This window comes from Dialister sp. (assembly GCF_051885895.1).
Taxonomy (GTDB): Bacteria; Bacillota; Negativicutes; order Veillonellales; family Dialisteraceae; genus Dialister.
Genome location: NZ_JBJEXP010000004.1, coordinates 1 through 3,742, shown reverse-complemented (window position 1 = coordinate 3,742; position 3,742 = coordinate 1). Strand labels below are relative to the sequence as shown.

Below are 3,742 nucleotides of genomic sequence, written 5' to 3'. Positions count from 1 at the left end.
TGCCGTCTTTCCCATTTTTACAGTTCTATTTTCCCCTTATGTTCTTTTGCCCGTCCTGAAGCCCTGCATTCCTTGCAGTAACCATAGATTTCCACCTTCGGGCCTGCCACTTCAAAGCCATACTCTCGGTCCATGTGTTCCCGGTATCCCTTTTCCAGTTCCACATCCACCGGGAATATGCGATGGCAGGAAAGGCAGATGGCATAATGCACCGGCGTATCGTGAGCATATTCATAGCGTGTCAGTCCATCGGCCATGGTGGTGGAACGGAAAAGGAGTCCCTTCTCCGCTAGCGCCTCGCAGTTTCTGTAGACCGTGGACAGGCTGAGGCGGGTATCCTTTCCCCGCACCGATTCGTAGACTTCTCCTGCCGTAAGAGGCAGACTTTTTTCGAGGACCTTCAAAATCATAATCCTCGCTTTCGTCCTCTTCATATGCTTTTTTACCAGAATGTCTTCGAAACTTGCCATAACCTGCTCCTTATATTTCCCAATTTTACAATCGCTTTTCTAATTGCATAGTATACTATATATTTGATTATAGGAGATTCTGTCAAATCGGTCAAGAGTCATTTATGTTGACAATAAGAAAGGAGAGCCCGATATGGTCTGAGATCAGAGATTTTAAAATGCGGTACCCTGCCCTGCGCCTTTCAATCCCGTTCACCAAGACCGGCAGGCATGTCCGTCCTTTTACTCTGAGTCCTATTTTTTCCAACAAAAAACTCCCTCCCGATGGGAAAGGAGTTTTTTACAGGGCATGTTATTTAATATCATACATACCGCTGACGCCTTCTTTGAGGTTGATGTAAATGTTCTTCAGCTGGCTGTAGTGTTCCAGAATCACTTTATGGGTTTCTCTGCCAATACCGGACTGTTTGTATCCTCCGAAGGGTGCACCTGCGGGGAGATCATTGTAGGTATTGACCCACATGCGGCCGGTGCGGACGCCGCGGGCTACTTTGAGGGCCGTATTGATGTTTCTGGTAAATACAGCGCCGCCAAGGCCATAGACGCTGTCGTTGGCCAGAGCAATGACTTCATCGGCAGTCTTGAATTTCTGGATGACCACCACCGGTCCGAAGATTTCTTCCTGGCACACACGGTCGCTGTTCTTATCGGTGACAAGAATGGTAGGTTTCATGAAATAGCCTTTGTCACAGCCGTTTTCGGTATATCTTTCACCACCGGTGATAAGCTGGCAGCCTTCATCAATGCCGATCTGTACATATTTCAGCACCTTGTCCTGCTGTGACTTGTAAATCTGTGCCCCCAGCTGGGTATTCGGATCTGTGGGATCGCCGATTTTGACACTTTCAAAGGTTGCCTTCAGATGTTTTACAAATTCATCGAAAATGCCTTCCTGCACAAAGAGACGGGAGCCTGCGCAGCATACCTGACCCTGGTTGAAGAGGATGCCCTTGCATGCGCCGTCTACAGCCTGAGCAAGGTCCGCATCATCAAATACGATATTGGCCGATTTGCCGCCCAGTTCCAGAGTAACAGGAATCAGTTTATCGCAGGCAGCCTGGTATACACCGTGGCCTACTTCAGTGGAGCCGGTGAAAGCCAGTTTATCCAGGTCCGGATGGTCCAGAAGCCACTGGCCGGATTTGGAGCCTTTGCCTGTAATTACGTTCAGTACGCCCTTTGGAAGAACATCCTGAATCAGACGGGTGAGTTCCATCAGTGACAGGGATGTATGGGAAGACGGTTTAATCACAACGGTGTTGCCTGCTGCCAGAGCCGGAGCCAGTTTCCAGCATGCCATGGTGAAGGGGAAGTTCCAGGGAATGACCTGGCCTACTACGCCTACCGGTTCATGGAGGATAAGGGACAGGGTATTGTCATCCAGCATGGTGGCAGAGCCTTCCCAGGCACGGAGGCAGCCTGCAAAATAACGGAAATGGTCGCTGCCCAAAGGAATGTCGGCAGCCTTTGTTTCACGAATCGGCTTGCCGTTGTCCAGTGTTTCCACCAGAGCCAGATGATCTGCATTGGCATCAATAATGTCTGCAATTTTCAGCAGGATATTCTGCCTTTCAATGGGAGATGTCTTGGACCAGGCGGGAAGAGCTGCCCTTGCTGCCTTTACAGCGCTGTCCACATCTTCTTTTGTTGCTTCTGCAAAATAAGCCAAGTGCTCGCCGTTTGCCGGATTGTGGGCGTCAAAGGTAGCGCCGTCAGAAGCGGGAACGAATTCGCCATTGATAAAAAGCCCGTACTGTTCCTGAATGTCTGCTTTTGCCATAATAATACCTTCCTTTCAATCACTTGCGGGAATAATTCCCCTGTATAAGATGCTCCGCTGAAGTTTTTACGATATCCGGTTGGTTCAGCGGGATGTTTCCTGCCAGCTGCCAGGGAAGCACTGATTCATTGCTGCATCAAATTTTCCAGGTATTCTGATCCCATGCTCTGTCATAAGCCTTCTTTAAATAACCGGCGGTGCGCCTCAACTGCTTTCCTGCATTGAATCAAAATCCAAAACAAAATTCACTGCGAATGGAGTCAGCCCTTTCCCAAAGAAATACAACCTTTCATACTGTTCGATGGTCACTTTCTTCTGCATGAGTGCTGTAGCCATAGTATAACATGGGTTGTTACAATATTCAATAGTCTCGATAAACATGGTAGACTGTTTTTTATGCAGAAAATGAGATTCAGAGGACTGAAAAAAGCGCAAAAAAAGAAGCCCCTGAGGGGCTTCTTTTTTCATCTCATAAGAGATTAGAAAATGTAGTTCAGGGATACGGTCCAGAGATCATCGTAGTCTGTGCTGGTATCAGTCTTTACATCGAATGCATATTCAGCATGAAGTTTGACATTCTTCTGGAGAATCACATCGCCGTTGATGAGCCAGTATTTAGCGGTGTTGACACCTGTAGTATCATAGGTGTCTACCAGATCTGCCGGAGATACATTATAAGTGGTATCGCCAAGGAAGGAGCCTTTTTCAGCATGGATGTACTGAGCGCTCAGATCCCAGGTGCCCGGTTTCTTCCAGTTGGTGGCGCCGTATCCAAGGCCTGCGGTCCAGGTGTAGGGGTCTCCTTTGTATTCGGTGTTCTTGTAGTAGTCGCCGAATACTTTGAAGTCTCCGCCAAGGCCGGCAGTGAGGCCTGCGCCGATGAGACGAGCATCAAGGGAATCCTTGCCGTCCAGATATTCTACGTCGTAGGAAATGCGGCCTGCATCACCATAGATACGGCCCAAGAACATTTCATTATCATCCTTTGGGTTAGATGCACTTAACTTGCCATCTTTATCTGCTACAAGTACCGTCTTGCCCAATCTGCCACCATAGATACTGCCATAGCCCAGATCTACGTTAACACTGCCCAGTTTAGCAGTAGCAATAGCACCATCGAATTCATCATCAAATTCCAGACCGGTCTGGCCCAGGAAGAGATCCTGACGGCCAAGAGTTACACTGAAATTGTCACCGAACTGATGGTTTACCTTCAATTCTTCCATCCATACACCGCTATCCTTGGTGCTGTCCTTAAAGTTCATGTCGTAGCGGAGACGTCCGGTAGCAGTGGTGCTGTCGTTTACCTGTGCCTTGGCAATAATCTTCATACGGCCATCCCATTTATCCTTGGATTTGCCGTTATCGCCATAACTCTGTACATAACGCATACGGGCATTGCCGGACCAGGCGATATTGCCCACTTTCTTTTCCAGATTGGAAACGCGAACGCCCAGGTTAGCCAGTTCGTCAGCGTATTCGCCAGCCAGTT

3 protein-coding genes are annotated in these 3,742 nt (G+C 48.5%); all 3 read right to left on the bottom strand.

Features of this window, described 5'->3' with window-relative positions:
* Window positions 1-17 precede the first annotated feature (17 nt).
* Window positions 18-470 carry a Fur family transcriptional regulator gene (locus ACI4N7_RS00430; protein ID WP_439731395.1) on the bottom strand — a complete coding sequence of 151 codons (453 nt, stop codon included), beginning with the start codon at window positions 468-470 and terminating at the stop codon, window positions 18-20.
* Window positions 471-762: 292 nt separating this feature from the next.
* A complete protein-coding gene (locus tag ACI4N7_RS00425) occupies window positions 763-2,250 on the bottom strand; it encodes an aldehyde dehydrogenase family protein (RefSeq protein ID WP_439731394.1) in 1,488 nt (495 codons plus the stop codon).
* Between the two features lie 479 nt (window positions 2,251-2,729).
* Window positions 2,730-3,742, bottom strand: a 1,013-nt coding sequence (locus ACI4N7_RS00420) for an S-layer homology domain-containing protein (RefSeq protein WP_439731393.1), incomplete at its 5' end; no start/stop codon positions are given.

Excerpts from the sequence above, each read along its gene's own strand:
- ACI4N7_RS00430 (WP_439731395.1), bottom strand. The coding sequence starts at position 470 with ATGGCAAGTTTCGAAGACATTCTGGTAAAAAAGCATATGAAGAGGACG.
- ACI4N7_RS00425 (WP_439731394.1), bottom strand. The coding sequence starts at position 2,250 with ATGGCAAAAGCAGACATTCAGGAACAGTACGGGCTTTTTATCAATGGC.